Below are 16804 nucleotides of genomic sequence, written 5' to 3' on the forward strand. Positions count from 1 at the left end.
AACTGTATGTTGCAAAAACGAACAGGCATAAAAAAACCCCAGACTATGCTGGGGTTTCTATCAATTTATAAAGCTAACAATTACTGTTGGCGCTGCGCTTCTTTTTGCGCTTTTTTAGCTTCTTTACGTTTACGAAGAACTTCTTGCGCTTCGTTACCGATGTGACCTTCGCCACGCGCTTGTGCTAATTCGATTTGCTTTTGACGCTCAGCAAAACGTGCGCGTTGCTCTTCTGTTAGGCTGTCGTGACAGTGATGACACGAAACACCTTCCATATATTCAGGCTTTTGCTTTTCTTCTTCAGTGATAGGCATACGACAAGCATGACATTGGTCGTAAGAGCCTTTTTGTAAATCGTGATTTACCGCTACACGGTTATCAAATACAAAACACTCACCTTCCCACATGGTTTCTTCTTTTGGTACTTCTTCTAAGTACTTAAGAATACCGCCTTCAAGGTGGAATACTTCGTCAAAGCCTTGCTCTTTCATGTACGCAGTTGATTTTTCACAGCGAATACCACCGGTACAGAACATAGCAACTTTCTTGTGCTTTTCTGGGTCTAGGTTTTCTTTCGCCCACGCAGGAAATTCACGGAATGTCTTCGTGTTTGGATCAACCGCATTTTGGAAAGTACCGATCTCGATTTCGTAATCGTTACGCGTATCGATAAGAATCACTTCAGGGTCTGAAATTAATGCATTCCAATCAGCTGGTTTTACGTATGTACCCACTACTTCACGTGGGTCGATACCTTCAACCCCCATAGTTACGATTTCTTTTTTCAGTTTTACCTTAGTACGGTAGAACGGGCATTCGTCATCGTATGACTCTTTAGTCACAATGTTGTCTAGGTTTGGTTGTGAATCTAACCATGCAAGTAGGTTATCGATACCTTCACGTTTAGCAGAAACAGTACCGTTGATACCTTCAGCCGCAAGTAACAAAGTACCGCGTACTTCATTGTCTTCCATTACTTTAAGTAGTGGTTGGCGAATCGCTTCAAAATCAGGAAGGGCTACAAATTTGTAAAGTGCGCAAACAACAAAGTGCTCGCTAGTTACATTGTCTTTATGAACAGCAGTCATGGTTTTACCTTTTGCTTTAAATGCCCATGTGGGGCGTTAACCGAATCGCAAATCCGGCGCATTGAGGGCGCGTATTTTACGCGAATTAGAGATAATTGCAAAAACTGATGCAAATAGCTGTGTTTTTACTGTCTCCAAGTGAGGCAAGTGCGTTATAATGAACAGGATTCACAAATTTTGCTCATCGGAGATTACGCATTGCATTTTACTGAACTTGGGATTGATACACGCCTCGAAAAACAACTTGCGCATCAAGGCATCACCCAGCCCACTGACATTCAAGCTCACGCGGTACCAACAGCTATCGCAGGCCATGATATTTTTGCACAGTCAAAAACAGGATCGGGCAAAACGCTGGCGTTTTTATTACCTGCTGTACAGCGAGTAATGAAACAAAAAGCACTCAGTAAACGCGACCCTCGCGTTTTAATCGTTGCACCTACCCGCGAATTAGCAACCCAAGTGTACAGCCAATTAAGGCTATTAATTGCCGGTACAAATATTAGTGCTGTAAAAGTACTGGGTGGTGAAAACTTTAATGACCAAATTAAAGCACTGCGCAAAGACCCACATTTTGTAGTAGGTACACCAGGGCGTTTAGCTGACCATTTGAGTCAACGCTCATTACAGCTTTCAGGCTTAGAGCTGCTAATTTTTGATGAAGCGGACCGTATTTTAGATTTAGGTTTTACCGATCAAGTTAAAATGATCAACGAGCTTGCTGATCACCGTTTACGCCAAACGTTATTGTTTTCAGCAACGCTTGACCATGCACAAGTTGATGCCCTGTCACGTAACCTTTTACGTTCACCAAAACAAATATTGTTAAGTGCATCAAACGAGCAACATAGTGACATTACTCAGCAGCTTTATTTAGCTGATCATCTAGATCACAAAGAAGCCCTACTAGAGCACTTTGTAAAGCAAGACAATGTTGGCCAATGCATTATTTTCACCGCAACACGTGCCGACACTCAGCGTTTAAGCCAACTGTTAAATGATAAAGGCTTTAAAGCAAAAGCGCTTGCGGGTGACTTAACACAGGCTAAGCGCCTTGAAATTATGGATGCCTTTAGCCGTGAAAACTTTAAAATCTTAATCACCACCGATGTTGCGTCGCGTGGTCTTGATTTATTAAGCGTGACCCACGTAATTAACTTTGACCTACCAAAACATGCTGAAGAATATGTGCACCGTATTGGTCGTACTGGTCGCGCAGGCTTTAAAGGAACTGCTATTTCGTTAGTGGGCCCGAAAGATTGGCCTAGCTACAAAGCAATTAAAGCATTTTTAAATGATGAATTAAGCTTTTTCACCGTTGACGGCCTTGTTGGTAAATTTAAAGGTCTGCGTGAGAAAAAACCAAACACTGTTTGGAAAAAAGCAGAGAAAAAAGTGGCAGCTAAACCTGCAAAACCAAAACGCAAAGCAGCCCCTAAAAAACCAAAAGCCCCTATTCAAGCACCAATTGATGTAGATGGTTTTGCTCCAATGCGCCGTAAGAAAAAGCCAGAACAGGAATAACAATGAGTATTTTAGGAACCACACAAACCCTTTTCGTTAACGAAATGTCTAACGAAGGTGCTTATTTAGATGGCCGTGATTTAGGCGAAGTATTCTTACCAAGCAAAGAAATTGATTACGAACTAGAAGCTGGCGACAGCGTTCAAGTATTCATTTACTTAGATCACGCAGGTCACCCAACCGGTACCACGAAAAAACCATTGGCTGAGGTAGGCGAATTTGCCCTACTACGTGTTAAAGCTATCAATAGCACTGGTGCGTTTATGGATTGGGGCCTCGAAAAAGACGTTCTAGCGCCATACAACGAACAAAAGCCAAAAATGAAAGACGGCTTTTCTTACCTTGTACGCTTATACCTCGATAACGCCAGCCAACGTATTTGTGCATCAAGCAACTTTAATAAGTTTTTATCGAAAGAAGAACCAACTTACGCTGTAATGGAAGAAGTTGACTTAATCGTTGCCGGTAAAACAGACCTAGGTTACAAAGTACTCGTAAACGAAGCTCACATTGGTGTTGTTTACTACAACACGGTATTTAAAAAGCTGTTTGTTGGCCAGCGTTTAAAAGGCTTTATTCAAAAAGTACGTGAAGACGGCAAAATCGACGTACTACTTGAAAAGCCAGGTATGGGTAAAGTAAACGACTTAGGCGAAAAAATCTTAGCAAAATTAAAAGCCGGAGGCGGCGTACTTCACCTAGGTGATAAGTCAGACCCAGAAGCAATTAAAAAGACTTTCTCAACCAGTAAAGCAAACTACAAAAAAGCCATTGGCGGTTTGTTTAAGCAAGGTTTAATCGAGATTGAAGCAACGTCGATTAGATTGAAGTAAGTTGCGAGTTAACAAGATTTTGAAGTATTTAAAAGAGTAAAGTGAAAGCTTTACTCTTTTTTTATTCTTATTGGGTTTGCTAGCTTTAATGTGTGGGCACCGTAAATTTTCTAACGCTATTTTGAGTACTATTCATTTAAAAGTGAAAGTCGGTATTGTTCCATAAGCTGCCTTTACGGATTAACTCATTTCTGCCCCAAGACGTGTTTGGCGAATTTCTCAAAAAAGCGGGCTTCGAACGTCCGCAATTGCTTTTCTATTTTGTCAAAATATATTGCTTGCATAGTCAGAAAAACGACCCAATCGCTCGTTTTTATCCTGAGGTAAAAGCGAGAACTCCTAAATTTTAATAACACTGGTAATTAGTTAACAAGTTTGTTAGAAATAATTTAATAAGAAAAACGAGCTACGCTGTGGTAGAAAAACGCGCGATTAGCTCGCTATAAACATGTTAGCATGACGAGAGAGTATGAAGCCTAAATCACACACATTATTTCACTTCACAAAAAATATCGAGTTTGTTAAAAATATTTTGCTTGATGGCTTTTGGCCTAGGTACTGCTTAGAGGATTTAAGTTGGTATATTTTTGAATATGATTATATAGCTTTTCCAATGGTGTGTTTTTGCGATATTCCGCTATCTAGAATTGGTGAACATGTCGATTTTTATGGTGAATTTGGGATAGGAGTGACTAAAGAATGGGGATTGGCTAATAATTTAAATCCATTGTCATATGTAGCAAAAAATAGTACGTACTGCTCTTCTGTTAACAACTTATTTAAAAATGTAGATTATAATAATGGTCAAAGTGGATATTATGAAGGCTCAGGAAACGATTTAAACCAATTACTCTCCTTTTTAAAGCCACTAGAAGGGAAAATGTTACTTTCTGGAGCTCCTGTAGATAAAGAGTTTTACCAAGAAAGTGAATGGCGCTTTGTTCCCCAACAAACTGATGTAAAACCTTGGTTGGATAAACAGTCTTATGATAATGCCACAGCACTTGAGCAGTATAATAAAAAGACAAAGGAATTATCCTCTCTAAAAATATCTCCAACAGATATTAAATATATCTTTGTAAAGAGTGATAGTGATATACCTGAAATTATTAACTTTATTCAAACCAAGCTTGATAATTATTCAGGAGTTGAACTAAAAATATTGATGTCTAGGGTTGTGTCGCTAGAAAGTATATCCAGTGATTTGTAACAAGTCATGCTAACAAGCAATTCAACAGGGATAAAAAGCTTGCGGGCTATTCGCTTCGTTCAATTTTAGCCCACAAGTTTTTACCCGTTAATCGGGCTTTACTGATTAAATACTCTAACTCATTTTTGTCCAAAAACGAGTTTGATTAACTAATTCTCAAATGCAAATAACCTAGGGAAATTGCCAACAAACAAAAAGAGCATTGTATAACGCGCGATATAAATCACGCTTACAATGCTCTTTAGAGACTATTTTAAAATAACGAGGATTATTTTAGTGAGTCGTTAATTTCTTTTAGTGTTGCAACTGGATCTGCCGATTGGGTGATTGGGCGGCCTACAACTAAATAGTCGCTGCCATCTTCAACGGCTTGTTTTGGTGTCATGATGCGTTTTTGGTCGCCTGCATCACTGCCTGCTGGGCGAATACCAGGAGTAACCAGTTTAAAGTCTGCCCCAAGTTCTGCTTTTAACTTTTTCGCTTCTTGTGCTGAGCACACTACCCCGTCAAGGCCTGATTCTTTGGCAAGCTTTGCTAGGTAAATCACTTGCTCTTCTGGTGTTTTATCTACACCTAAACGAGTAAGTTCTGCGGCATCCATACTTGTTAGTACAGTTACTGCAATTAGTAACGGTGCGTCATCTCCAAACTGTTCTAAAGCTTGTTTTGCTTTAGTCATCATTTCAACGCCACCTGAGGCATGTACGTTAACCATCCATACACCCATTTTTGCAGCAGCTGTTACCGCTTTAGCCACTGTGTTTGGAATATCGTGAAATTTTAGGTCTAAGAATACATCAAAACCTAAGTCGATTAGTTCCTTAACAAAGCTAGGACCAAAATACGTGAACATTTCTTTGCCTACTTTAAGGCGACACGTATCAGGCGATAATTGCTTTACAAACGCAAGAGCTGTTTGTTGATCATCATAATCAAGGGCAATTAATACTTTTTTTGAATCTTCGACAGACATAACTTTCCTAAAAACTAATGGACTAATATGAATTAAAAACCGTCTATGCCACGGCTTGGAACAATTGTTTCCCAGTGCTTACAAGATGGACATACCCAATAAATGGTATGACTGGTAAAGCCACAGTGTTGGCACTGAAAATCAGGTTTAGTTGCGATATAAGACGTAACTAGCTTATCAATTTGATCGAGTACATCTTTAATATCGTTGTTTTGTTTGGCAAGTAGCTGTAATAAAAAGCTAAAGCCACGAATAGTCGGATGACGCTTTAAACTATCCGTTAAAAATTTGATTGCTTGCTCGATATGGCCTTGCTCAAGTAAAGCTTGGCAATGTTTTATTTTTATTAATACACCACCTTTATCTAGCAGTTCATTGAGCAATTCGTAAAACTGATGCGTTAAATTAAGTTTTTGATAGCTCAGTGCTAATTCTTCAATAAACACTGGCGCAAAAAACGTAAACTGACTAATCAGCTCACGCCAATAGTAAATTGCTTTTACATAATCTTCTTTGGTGAAAGCACTGTGGCCAAGCTCATACAACGGGCGAATAGCTTTGTGGTTTAAGCTAATGGCTTTACGCATAATTTGCGTATCATTGTCTTGTAAGGCTGCTTCACAGTAAAAATTGGCAATCGCTTTTACATGCTGAGGTTTAGTGAACAACTCACTGTGGACCTCGTACATGTTAATGCCCTTTTCCCACTCACGAGTTTGTGAATAAAGATTAATAATTGGCTCTAACGCTTCTTTATAGCCTGCCTTTACAAGCCATACTAAATGCTCTTCTGCACCATCTAACAAGCCTGCCATAATGTAATCTTCAGCAAGTTCTAAGCGGCTGGTTGCAGCTTGTTGCTCATCAAGACTTGGATGTTTTAATAACAGCTCATGAATTTTAATGGCGCGGTCAAGTTCGCCACGGCGGCGGAACATAGTTGCAAGCGTTGAATAGTGTTCAACAGAATCAGCGGCAACTTCGAGTAGATTAATAAGGTGCTCTAAGCCTTGGTCTTCTTCTCTGTCTAAGAGAAATTTAAGGCCTTTGGAATATTCAGAGGTAATTTGGCGATTAAGCTGATGAGCTTGGTTTTTAGCGCTGTTTTTACCCATTATCCAACCGTAACCGGCTGCAACGGGTAAAAGTAAAAACAGAAGCTCAATCATGATTAGGTGTCTTTATTAGCAACAAGCTTTTTATTGTTTTTTTCAGGCGCTAATTTTTTCTTTAAGCGATAATTTTGCCACTTTAACTGAGAAAACAGTGTAAAGCTTATAAAACAACCAATTGCGACACCTAAAATAAAGCAGATACTTATTACAACAGCTAAGGGCAAAGTATTACTCGCGATTAAATAATTGATTTGCACCAATTGTGGATTCTGTGAACCAAGTACAAACGCAATAAATAAACACAGCGCAATTAATACAATTTTTAATACCCTAAACAAGTAACTACTCCTGTATAAAACTAGGCAATACTCGCATTTACGCGGTCACGTAATTCTTTACCTGGTTTAAAATGTGGTACGTGCTTACCGTCTAACTCAACTGTTTCGCCAGTCTTTGGATTACGACCTGTGCGAGGAGAACGATAATGCAATGAGAAACTTCCAAAGCCACGGATCTCGATGCGATCTGAGCTAGATAATGAGCCGGCCATTTGTTCAAGAATTTCTTTAACGGCATTTTCAACATCTTTCACAGGGATGTGTGCGTGTTGCTCGGCAAGTTGTTCTATCAATTCTGACTTAGTCATAGCGTTTCCTTAAAGAGTGGTAAAGGAAGGGCAAAACTGCCCTTCCAATTTTAAAAGACTAGATATTAGTCTTTTTGAGCATTTTTGAATGCTGCAGCCATAGCGTTTTCGAACGCTGGCTCTTCTTTCTTAAGCTTCTCTAGTACTTCTTTCTCTTCTGCTTCGAAAAGAGCTTTAACAGATAAGCTTAAAGTGCGGTTCTTACGATCAACACCAACGTATTTCGCTTCGATTTCGTCGCCTGCAGAAACTACAGTAGTAGCATCTTCAACACGCTCTTGAGCGATATCAGCTACACGGATGTAACCTTCAACGCCTTCGATTAGCTCAACAGTTGCGCCTTTCGCATCAACTTCAGTCACTTTACCTTTAACAATAGCACCTTTTTTGTTTGCGTCCAGGTAGTTATTGAATGGGTCAGCTTCGATTTGTTTAACGCCTAGAGAGATACGCTCACGCTCTGGGTCAACTTGTAATACGATAGCAGTGATTTCGTCGCCTTTCTTGAATTCACGTACAGCTTCTTCGCCTGGCGTGTTCCAAGAAATGTCTGAAAGGTGAACAAGACCGTCAATACCGCCTTCAAGACCGATGAAGATACCGAAGTCAGTGATTGATTTGATCTTACCAGTAACTTGGTCGCCTTTGTTTTGTAGACGAGCAAATTCTTGCCATGGGTTAGCAATACATTGCTTAAGACCAAGAGAAATACGACGACGCTCTTCGTCGATTTCAAGAACCATAACTTCAACAGTGTCACCTAGTGAAACAACTTTTGAAGGGTGGATGTTCTTGTTAGTCCAATCCATTTCAGAAACGTGTACTAGACCTTCTACGCCTTCTTCGATTTCAACGAAACAACCGTAGTCAGTAAGGTTAGTTACACGACCAGAAAGCTTAGAACCTTCTGGGTAACGACCAGCGATAGCTGCCCATGGATCTTCGCCAAGCTGTTTAAGGCCTAGAGATACACGAGTCTTTTCTTTGTCGAATTTAAGAACTTTAACTGCGATTTCGTCGCCAACATTAACGATTTCTGAAGGGTGCTTAACACGCTTCCACGCCATGTCTGTGATGTGTAGTAGACCGTCAACACCACCAAGGTCAACGAACGCACCGTAGTCAGTAAGGTTCTTAACGATACCTTTAACTTCTTGACCTTCAACAAGGTTAGCAAGAAGTTCTTCACGCTCTTGTGAGTTCTCTGATTCGATAACTGCACGGCGAGAAACAACAACGTTGTTACGTTTTTGGTCAAGCTTGATTACTTTGAACTCAAGCTCTTTACCTTCAAGGTGAGTTGTGTCACGTACTGGACGAACATCAACAAGTGAACCAGGTAGGAAGGCACGGATTGAATCAACTTCAACAGTGAAACCGCCTTTAACTTTACCGTTGATAACACCAGTAACAGTCTCTTGCTCTTCACATGCTTTTTCTAAGCGGATCCACGCTTCGTGACGCTTCGCTTTCTCACGAGAAAGGATAGTTTCACCGAAACCGTCTTCGATTGCGTCTAAAGCAACATCTACTTCGTCGCCAACAGCAACTTCTAGTTCACCAGCAGCATTTTTGAATTGCTCAGCAGGGATTGCACTTTCAGATTTAAGACCAGCATCAACAAGTACGATGTTGTTCTCGATTGAGATAACAGTACCTTTAACGATAGAGCCTTGCTCTGCTTCAAAACCCTTAAGGCTTTCTTCAAATAACTGCGCAAAATTTTCTGACATTATACGTCTCTAAATAATTAAATAACCAATTAGCAACCATGCTGCATGGGGTTGTTAAAATAGCACTGGCTTCCTGCCGGCACCTTAATAAATTACTTTTAAGCTTTTGGAAGCTTTCCTGCAAGTACTGCTTCGTCGATTAAAGTTACTACTTTATCAAACACTTGCATTGCATTAAGCTCGCTAGTATCGAGCTCAATGGCGTCTTCTGCAGGAACAAGCGGCGCAACTTCACGCGTCATATCACGGTGATCGCGATCTTTTATGTCCTCAAGTAGACCACTTAGTGTAACATCAAGACCGCGTTCGTTCAACTCAGCAAAGCGACGACGAGCGCGCTCTTCAGCTGATGCGGTTAAATAAATCTTCAATGGTGCATCTGGGAACACAACTGTGCCCATGTCACGACCATCGGCAATTAAGCCGCTCTCAGTACGAAACGCACGTTGACGACGTAATAATGCTTCTCTCACCCGTGGTAATGCAGCAATCTTTGATGCCGCAGCACCCACTTCTTCGTTACGAATTGTGGTTGTGACGTCTTCGCCTTCCAAGACAATTTTAGAAGTATGTGTTTGGCTATCGACCAAAAACTGTACATCTAAGTTTGCAGCTAGCGGAACTAGCGCATCTTCATTATCTAGTTCAATTTGATGATGAAGCGCTGCAAGTGACAGCACACGATAAATCGCTCCACTGTCTAATACATCCCAACCTAATTTCTCGGCTAACAAGCGACAAACAGTTCCTTTACCTGAACCACTTGGGCCATCGATGGTGATTACGGGCATTGATAACGCCTGCATTTATAACCTCCTGCAATGCACACCAAAATAAAACCGCGATATTATACGCCAGTTCTAGAAATAGATCCGCATTTAGAATGTAACTTTTTATATTTTCTTCTGTTTTATTGACTTGAGACAGACTCTAGTACTTTGAAAAACGTTGGAAAAGTTTTGTATGTACACTTAGGATCGTTAATGGTTATCGGCTTTCCGCCAACGGCAACCATTGCAAAACACATGGCAATACGGTGATCGTTATAGGTATCAATCGCTACATCGTTAAATGTGTCTGGTGGTGTAATTTCGATGAAATCTTCACCTTCAACCACTTCTGCACCAACTTTACGAAGCTCAGTCGCCATGGCATATAAGCGATCTGTTTCTTTTACACGCCAGTTATAGATATTACGAATTGCTGTTTTACCTTTAGCAAAAAGCGCAACAGTGGCTAGTGTCATTGCCGCATCAGGGATTGCATTGGCATCAATATCGACCGCGTTTAGCTCGCCTTTACGTACCACCAGCTTTTCATCGTACCAATCGATTTTGGCGCCTACTTGCTCCATAACTTTGGCAAAACCAATATCACCTTGAACAGATGCCGCACCTACCCCGTTAATTTCAATTTCGCCACCTGCTATTGCAGCCGCCGCAACAAAATAAGAGGCGCTTGATGCATCACCTTCAACCATAATACGCTCAAGTGCTTGATACTGCTGACAGCCTTTAACGTAAAATATTTCGTAATTGTCATGACTTACAGTAACGCCAAAGCGCTTCATTACATCTAAGGTAATATCAATGTAAGGCTTTGATACCAGCGTGCCTTTAATGGTGATTTCTGTATCACCATTAAATAATGGTGCTGCCATTAGTAACGCTGTTAAGAACTGGCTAGAAATGCTGCCATCAATTTCAACTTTACCACCGTTGATTTTGCCGCCTTTTATGGCCAGTGGTGGATAATCTTTATGCTTAAGGTATTCAACATCACCACCCAGTGCTTGCAGTGCATCTACCAAATGGCCGATTGGGCGCTCTTCCATACGAGGCTCGCCCACCAGCTGGTACTCGCCTTCTACAGCAGCTAAAACGGCTGTTAGTGGTCGATAAGCAGTTCCGGCATTACCTAAAAATAAAGGCTCGCTCGGAGTTTTAAATTTACCTGCAACCCCCTCTACGGTGGCCACTGTTTTGTCTTCGTTAAGCGAAACATTTACGCCTAAAAGATTTAATGCACCTAGCATGTGACGAATATCATCACTATCTAATAGGTTTTCAACAACCGTTGTGCCCTCTGCAAGAGCAGCAAGCAGTAAGATACGGTTTGATAAGCTTTTTGAGCCCGGTAGTGTCACACTACCATTTACCTTTGTAATCGGTTCAAGACGAAGCTGTTCCATAATTAGCTGTTCTCCTTGGCGAATTTTTCCATAAAATTAACCAAGGCTTGAACACCTTCAAGTGGCATCGCATTATAAATGCTTGCGCGCATACCACCGACAATACGGTGACCTTCAAGGGCTAATAAGCCTGCTTCTTTTGACTCACTAATGAATTTATCATTCAGTGATTCGTCGTTTAACCAAAACGGTACGTTCATACGCGAACGGCAATGCTTAGCAACTTTGTTGCTATAAAAATCTGAGCTATCAATGTAGCTGTAAAGAAGTTCTGCTTTTGCGATGTTTTGTTCTTCCATCGCTTTAACGCCGCCGTTTGCTTCAAGCCACTCAAATACTTCAGCAGCTAAATACCACGCAAATGTAGGTGGTGTGTTATACATGCTGCCTTGTTTTGCTTCTAATGCGTAATCAAGAATACCTGGCTTTGCAAGCCCTTCACGCTCTAATAGCGTTTTACGTACAATAACAATCGATAAACCAGATGGGCCAATATTCTTTTGTGCGCCAGCGTAAATAAGATCAAACTGATTTACGTCAAACTCGCGCGATAAAATAGTTGATGACATATCAGCCACAATCGGTGCTGATGGGTGTGATGGTACGTCAAAAATTTCTATGCCATCTACGGTTTCATTCGGACAATAGTGAATGTATGACGCGTCAGCTGGTAATTCCCAGCTGCTTGCTGGTTTTATAGAGAACTGGCCATTTTGCTGCTCATCATCACGCACATTGATGCTTTCAACTGCAGTGAATTTTGCCGCTTCTGAAGTAGCCCCTTTAGACCATACACCGTTTTCACAGTACACAGCTGGCTTATCATCAAGGTGAAGATTCAGTGGTACAGCACTGAATTGACCACGGCCACCGCCGTGCATAAATAACACTTCAAACTCATCGCTAATATTCATTAAACGACGCAGGCTTGCTTCACATTTAGTGGTAAGCGCTAAAAAGTCGCTGCTGCGATGGCTAATTTCCATCACAGAGACACCTAAACCTTGCCAATCTATAAATTCTTTTTGTGCTTTTTGCATAACTGCCGGCGGTAGCATTGCCGGTCCTGCACAAAAATTATACTTAGTCATTACTTTGCCTCATTCCAGTAATTATAGTGCGGATAAAAAAAGCGGCCGAAGCCGCTTTTTAAATCAATGTTATTCTGAAGGTGGGTTATCACCCGTTTCTTCAGTATTGGTATCGACTACTTCAACGGCCTCGCCTTCGATGGCTTCAAGCTCATCAACTTCGATTTCTTCGATACGTTGTAAACCAACTACTTGCTCTTCGTCAATAGTTCGTATCAAAATAACGCCTTGAGTATTACGACCAACCGTAGAAACCTCGTTTACACGGGTACGTACTAAGGTACCGCGATTCGAGATAATCATGATTTCGTCGTTATCGTCAACTTGTACTGCACCAACCACAGCGCCATTACGCTCGCTTACTTTGATTGATACAACACCTTGTGTTGCACGGCTCTTCGATGGGTAATCTTCAAGTGCTGTACGCTTACCGTAACCGTTTTCTGTCACAGTTAGGATTGCACCATCTGACTTAGGTACGATTAACGACACAACGCGTTGGTCGTCAGCCATCTTAATACCACGAACACCTGTTGCTGTACGACCCATTGGACGTACACCTTTGAAGCGGATTTCTGGGTTACCGTTTTCGTCTAGAACTGGGTTACCGTTTTCATCAACAACTTCTGACTCTTCTGCTTCTTTAAAGCGAACAACTTTACCAGCATCAGTGAATAGCATGATTTCATTCGTGCCATCAGTGATATCAACACCAATTAGGCTATCGCCTTCATTTAAGTTAACAGCGATGATACCGCTCGCACGTTGACGGCTGTAAGCTGTAAGTGGTGTTTTCTTAACTGTACCAAACGCTGTTGCCATGAAGATGTATTTATCTTCTTCGTACTCACGTACTGGTAAGATAGCAGTAATACGCTCATCAGCTTCAAGTGGTAATAAGTTAACAATTGGCTTACCACGCGCTGCACGGCTTGCTAAAGGTAACTGATACACTTTCAGCCAGTATAAGCGACCCGCTGTTGAGAAGCACAGAATTGTATCGTGTGTATTTGCAACTAATAGACGTTCGATGAAGTCTTCATCTTTCATCTTCGTTGCTGATTTACCTTTACCACCACGACGCTGTGCTTCGTAGTCAGATAATGGTTGATACTTAACGTAGCCTTCGTGAGAAAGCGTTACAACAACGTCTTCTTCATTGATTAGGTCTTCAAGGCTAATATCGTGAGCAGCTGCACTGATTTCAGTACGACGTTCGTCACCATATTGCTCTTTAATTTCTACTAGCTCGTCGCGGATAACTTCCATTAGACGCTCTGGGCTTGAAAGAATATGTAAAAGCTCAGCAATTAGATCAAGTAAGTTTTGGTACTCGTCTAAGATCTTCTCATGCTCAAGACCCGTTAGTTTGTGTAAACGTAGGTCTAGAATTGCTTGTGCTTGTTGCTCAGATAAATAGTACTGACCGTCACGGATACCTAGATCAGCCGCTAACCAATCAGGACGTGCTACGTTATCTTCACCTGCTTTTTCAAGCATTGCTTTAACAGTGCCTAGTTCCCAAGGACGTGCTGTTAGTGCAGCTTTTGCTTCTGCTGGTGTTGGTGACTTACGAATCAGTTCGATAATTGGGTCGATATTCGCAAGGGCAATCGCTAAGCCTTCAAGTGTGTGTGCACGGTCACGGGCTTTACGTAAATCGAATACTGTACGACGTGTAACAACTTCACGGCGGTGTACGATAAACGCTTCAAGCATTTCTTTTAAGTTGAAACACTTAGGTTGGTTGTTATCAAGTGCAACCATGTTCATACCAAACACAGTTTGTAACTGAGTCTGTGCGTATAGGTTGTTTAAGATTACTTCACCAACATCACCACGTTTGATTTCGATAACGATACGCATACCGTCTTTATCTGATTCGTCACGTAGTGCGCTAATACCTTCAATCTTCTTATCTTTAACAAGCTCTGCGATCTTTTCAATAAGGCGTGCTTTGTTAACTTGATAAGGGATTTCGTGAACGATGATTGTTTCACGACCGGTTTTTTCGTCAACTTCGATTTCAGCGCGAGCACGGATATATACTTTACCACGACCGGTTAAGTACGCTTGCTCAATGCCTTTTTTGCCATTGATAATCGCCGCAGTCGGGAAATCTGGACCCGGGATATATTCAATAAGGTCAGCAATTGACATATCAGGGTTTTGAATAAGCGCTAAACAACCATTGATAACTTCTGTTAAGTTATGAGGTGGAATGTTCGTCGCCATACCAACCGCGATACCCGAAGAACCATTTACTAATAAGTTAGGTACTTTAGTAGGTAATACGTCAGGAATTTGCTCAGTACCGTCGTAGTTCGGTACGTAATCAACCGTTTCTTTTTCTAAATCAGCTAATAATTCATGTGACATTTTCGCCATACGGACTTCCGTATAACGCATTGCTGCCGCAGAGTCACCGTCAACAGAACCAAAGTTACCTTGGCCGTCAACAAGCATGTAGCGTAATGAGAAAGGCTGCGCCATACGAACGATGGTGTCATATACCGCGCTGTCGCCATGTGGGTGGTACTTACCGATTACATCACCAACAACACGTGCTGATTTCTTGTAAGGTTTATTCCAATCATTATTGAGTTCGTTCATTGCAAATAGAACGCGGCGGTGAACTGGCTTTAAGCCGTCACGTACGTCTGGCAATGCACGTCCTACGATTACACTCATCGCGTAATCAAGGTAGGAGTTTTTTAATTCATCTTCAATATTGACTGGCAGAATTTCATTGGCGAGATCAGTCATTTGATTTCACATTCCTTCAGTATTGACTCATTAAGAGGCAAACCGCCGTCTTAAGAGCTTTAGTTATTATTTCCAGACCATGCTATCACAATTTATTTAGATTTACAGGCGCTAAATCTTTGCGATTTATTAATTTCCCCCTATATAATGGCCTCAGATTAACGAGGAAGTTTTTTATGACCGAGCATCAAAATGTAGATAATGCAGAAATTGCAAAGTTTGAAGCCATCGCAGAACGTTGGTGGGACCGCGACGGAGAGTTCAAACCCCTTCATGAAATAAATCCTCTTCGCTTGGATTTTGTCGCTGATAAAGTAGGCGGCTTATTTGATAAGGAAACCTTAGATGTTGGCTGTGGTGGCGGCATCTTAAGTGAAAGTATGGCGCGAATGGGCGCTAAAGTAACCGGCATTGATATGGGCCAAGAGCCACTAACCGTTGCTAAGTTACATAGTTTAGAAACAGGCGTGCCTGTTGATTATATAAAAGTACCTGCAGAGCAATTCGCAGCTGAGCACCCTGCTCGCTTTGATGTTGTGACCTGTATGGAAATGCTTGAGCATGTTCCAGATCCTGCTTCTATTATTCGTGCTGTAGCAGAGCTTGCTAAACCGGGCGCCGATGTATTCTTTTCAACATTAAATAAAACACCAAAAGCTTATTTGTTTGCTATTGTCGGTGCTGAAAAGCTTTTAAAGATGGTCCCTGAAGGTACTCATGACCATAAAAAGTTCATCAAGCCTGCACAGCTTATTGCATGGGCAGAAGAAGCGGGGTTAAAAGTACGCACCAGTACCGGCCTAAACTATAACCCGTTTTCTAAGCAGTACAGCTTAAATGATGATGTAAGTGTTAATTACATCCTGCACTTTGAGAAACTAGCCTGATGAGTGGTGTACAAACACCCTCTATCGATTTTGATGCTTTTATCTTTGATTTAGATGGCACACTACTCGATACCGCAGATGACTTAGGTGGCGCATTAAACCGCGTGTTAGCAGATGCCAATGTGGCGCCTGTTGCTGAGCATGTTTATCGCCCTGCGGCTTCTAACGGTGCAAATGCATTATTAGAAGTGGGCTTTGGTGATAAATGGCCTGAACTTGAACAACTCGCCTTGCGCCAACAGCTTCTTGATTACTACGCCGAGGATATTGCTGTACACAGTAAATGTTTCAATGGCATAGAACAGCTTTTAATTGCACTTGATCAAAACAATATTAAGTGGGGTATTATGACTAATAAGCCCGGCTTTTTAACTGAGCCCTTAGTGCAAGCTATTCCCTCTTTGCGTGATGCAAAGGCAGTTGTGAGTGGCGATACATTAGCTGTGTCAAAACCATCACCGGAACCACTACTACACACCGCTGAGATCTTAGACGTTGATCCGAGCCGTTGTTTGTATATCGGTGATGCTGAACGTGATATTCAAGCTGCAAAAGCGGCCAATATGTTCAGCGCAACAGCGTTATGGGGTTATATACCCAGTGTAGACGCTGCACTTGGCTGGCAAGCGGATTTCAATTGGCAAACGCCAATAGATGGTTTTAACCATATATAGTGTTATTTGATAACTTAAACACCATATATTGTGATTTGATTTACTTTTGAGCATTCATTGATGATAAAAAAAT

The 16804-nt window shown here is 41.4% G+C and carries 15 protein-coding genes; 5 read left to right on the plus strand and 10 right to left on the minus strand.

Translation table 11 applies throughout. The annotated features are described in order from the left end of the window. Positions 1–80: 80 nt before the first annotated feature. Positions 81–1088 carry a rhodanese-related sulfurtransferase gene (locus HUS61_RS02210; protein ID WP_055197229.1) on the minus strand — a complete coding sequence of 336 codons (1008 nt, stop codon included), beginning with the start codon at positions 1086–1088 and terminating at the stop codon, positions 81–83. A gap of 198 nt (positions 1089–1286) precedes the next feature. On the opposite strand from HUS61_RS02210, the gene HUS61_RS02215 reads away from it, so the two are divergent. The 3 genes from HUS61_RS02215 (at position 1287) to HUS61_RS02225 (ending at position 4655) form a co-directional block, all read left to right on the plus strand. Beyond that, the gene (locus tag HUS61_RS02215) at positions 1287–2612 is read left to right on the plus strand and encodes a DEAD/DEAH box helicase (protein ID WP_175082034.1); all 1326 of its coding nucleotides are present in this window, start codon (positions 1287–1289) and stop codon (positions 2610–2612) included. Between the two features lie 2 nt (positions 2613–2614). Further along, on the plus strand, positions 2615–3445 hold the full coding sequence (locus tag HUS61_RS02220) for a S1 RNA-binding domain-containing protein (RefSeq protein WP_175081995.1): 831 nt from the start codon (positions 2615–2617) through the stop codon (positions 3443–3445). A 469-nt stretch (positions 3446–3914) separates the two neighbouring features. After that, the gene (locus tag HUS61_RS02225; protein WP_175081996.1) at positions 3915–4655 is read left to right on the plus strand and encodes an abortive infection system antitoxin AbiGi family protein; all 741 of its coding nucleotides are present in this window, start codon (positions 3915–3917) and stop codon (positions 4653–4655) included. A gap of 268 nt (positions 4656–4923) precedes the next feature. Here the strand turns inward: HUS61_RS02225 and pyrF are convergent, their stop codons facing one another. The 9 genes from pyrF to gyrA form a co-directional block, all read right to left on the minus strand. Next, on the minus strand, positions 4924–5628 hold the full coding sequence (gene pyrF / locus HUS61_RS02230; protein ID WP_062564454.1) for an orotidine-5'-phosphate decarboxylase: 705 nt from the start codon (positions 5626–5628) through the stop codon (positions 4924–4926). A 32-nt stretch (positions 5629–5660) separates the two neighbouring features. Then, a complete protein-coding gene (gene lapB / locus HUS61_RS02235) occupies positions 5661–6797 on the minus strand; it encodes a lipopolysaccharide assembly protein LapB (RefSeq protein ID WP_175081997.1) in 1137 nt (378 codons plus the stop codon). Positions 6798–6799: 2 nt separating this feature from the next. Next, positions 6800–7081, minus strand: coding sequence for a lipopolysaccharide assembly protein LapA domain-containing protein (locus HUS61_RS02240; protein ID WP_054551349.1), 282 nt, complete (start codon positions 7079–7081; stop codon positions 6800–6802). A 20-nt stretch (positions 7082–7101) separates the two neighbouring features. Beyond that, positions 7102–7389 carry an integration host factor subunit beta gene (gene ihfB / locus HUS61_RS02245; protein ID WP_036968575.1) on the minus strand — a complete coding sequence of 96 codons (288 nt, stop codon included), beginning with the start codon at positions 7387–7389 and terminating at the stop codon, positions 7102–7104. Between the two features lie 65 nt (positions 7390–7454). Then, positions 7455–9122 (minus strand): 30S ribosomal protein S1, encoded by a 1668-nt coding sequence (gene rpsA, locus HUS61_RS02250; RefSeq protein WP_054551350.1) that lies wholly within the window; start codon positions 9120–9122, stop codon positions 7455–7457. Positions 9123–9220: 98 nt separating this feature from the next. Then, positions 9221–9928: a (d)CMP kinase gene (cmk, locus tag HUS61_RS02255; RefSeq protein WP_175081998.1), complete on the minus strand. Its 708-nt coding sequence runs from the start codon at positions 9926–9928 to the stop codon at positions 9221–9223. 104 nt (positions 9929–10032) lie between these two features. Continuing rightward, a complete protein-coding gene (aroA, locus tag HUS61_RS02260; protein ID WP_175081999.1) occupies positions 10033–11313 on the minus strand; it encodes a 3-phosphoshikimate 1-carboxyvinyltransferase in 1281 nt (426 codons plus the stop codon). 2 nt (positions 11314–11315) lie between these two features. After that, positions 11316–12404, minus strand: coding sequence for a 3-phosphoserine/phosphohydroxythreonine transaminase (serC, locus tag HUS61_RS02265; protein ID WP_054561553.1), 1089 nt, complete (start codon positions 12402–12404; stop codon positions 11316–11318). Between the two features lie 69 nt (positions 12405–12473). Then, entirely contained in the window at positions 12474–15170 is a 2697-nt protein-coding gene (gyrA, locus tag HUS61_RS02270) for a DNA topoisomerase (ATP-hydrolyzing) subunit A (protein ID WP_175082000.1), read from the minus strand. A 176-nt stretch (positions 15171–15346) separates the two neighbouring features. Here gyrA and ubiG point away from each other — a divergent pair, with 176 nt between their 5' ends. Both ubiG and HUS61_RS02280 read left to right on the plus strand, forming a co-directional pair. Further along, positions 15347–16057 (plus strand): bifunctional 2-polyprenyl-6-hydroxyphenol methylase/3-demethylubiquinol 3-O-methyltransferase UbiG, encoded by a 711-nt coding sequence (gene ubiG / locus HUS61_RS02275; RefSeq protein WP_175082001.1) that lies wholly within the window; start codon positions 15347–15349, stop codon positions 16055–16057. Next, positions 16057–16731 (plus strand): HAD family hydrolase, encoded by a 675-nt coding sequence (locus tag HUS61_RS02280; protein ID WP_175082002.1) that lies wholly within the window; start codon positions 16057–16059, stop codon positions 16729–16731. The genes ubiG and HUS61_RS02280 overlap by 1 nt, the downstream gene beginning before the upstream one ends. Positions 16732–16804 lie beyond the last annotated feature (73 nt).

This window comes from Pseudoalteromonas sp. 0802 (genome assembly GCF_013350085.1).
GTDB lineage: Bacteria > Pseudomonadota > Gammaproteobacteria > Enterobacterales > Alteromonadaceae > Pseudoalteromonas.